At 61.0% G+C, this 1,269-nt stretch carries 1 protein-coding gene; it reads right to left on the minus strand.

Annotated features, from left to right (window positions below; all coding sequences use genetic code 11):
- Positions 1-1,269, minus strand: a 1,269-nt coding sequence (locus tag LIY45_RS30490) for a DUF6531 domain-containing protein (protein WP_226478710.1), incomplete at both ends; no start/stop codon positions are given.

The raw sequence follows: 1,269 nt of genomic DNA on the forward strand, positions 1-1,269 counted from the left end.
GGCGCCCAGATAAATCGCCGCTTCTGCCAGGCTATTGGTGATGGCCGGCCGCGCAGCAGAAGGGAGGGGAAAGGTGGTGCTGCGGTTCTCGTGATCGGTCCACACCACCGATTCGCCGCTCACCACCAAGCGCTGGGCCAATGAATGACTCCAGCCAAACCCCAACCCGCAATCCACTTCTACCGCGCTGCTGCGATACAACCGCGTCCAGGCAAACGGCAGCACACCCTCCAACGAGCCATCGGTGAGGGTCAGCAGTTCCTCACCTGTAACCATCGAGACCGGGCAGCCGTTTTTACAGGTATCTACTGCACAAGCCGACGCCTCCCCATTGGGGTTTTTCGCCGAAGCCGGGGCATCATCCACAGGTTCTTGCTTCACCAGCGCCGTGCGCGCCGTCTTTGGCTCCCGCACCATCGGTGCCGGGTTGGAAATCTCGTCCACGCCAGCCTTCAACGGCGCCGCCGCAGCTTTCACCGGCACTGCATGACTCTGAAGCGATAACGGCTTAAGCACCTCGGCATGCCCGTCCATCCGGGCCGTACCGCCTAGCCTGGCAATCTGCTCCAACCACTCCCGTGCCCGCTCGGACTTGACCTTGCCCAGCACCTGCGCACCCAGGCGTACCGCCACACCCATGCCACCCGTAGCCCACAGCAACAGCAGGTTGAGCAACACCTCGGTGGTGATTTCCCCCAGCAACTCAAACAGGTAGTGCGGCGGCAGCATGCGCATCCAACTGACCATCGCGGACAGGTAGATGAACAGCAGCGGCTCGTCGCTGAGCATCAACAATCCCTTGGCAATCGCCTCATGACTGAGCTTCAGCAGCGCTCCAAGCTCGGCTTGGGAGAGGTACTGCAGGAGCTTTTCGCTGTTGGGCTTGATGTCTGCCAACCACTGGTACAGCTGCGCAATACCGTCCCACAGACCGTAAAGCACGTTTTCAAAGCCTCGCGCATAAGCCAGTTGCAGCGAGGTGTAGCGCTCGCCATAACCCGCCTTGGAATAGCGCTCCCATATCGGCTTGAACGTGCTCGTCCACTCGTCGCGCAAGCGGCCTTCCAGCGAGCTGATCTCGGACTGATAGGAGGCATACAGCGCCTTGATGTGGTCCCTGGAAACGTTGGGATAAAAGCTGACTCGATACTGCCGGTCCACGGTGCACTCGGTGACTTCGAGCATGCCGCTGGGGCCGATGGTTTTGTGGATGGGGTCGCCGAGGGGGCCACCGTCTTGCGCGACTTCCTGCAGCATCACCGGCGTATT

This window comes from Pseudomonas sp. MWU16-30323 (assembly GCF_020515595.1).
GTDB lineage: Bacteria > Pseudomonadota > Gammaproteobacteria > Pseudomonadales > Pseudomonadaceae > Aquipseudomonas > Aquipseudomonas yamanorum.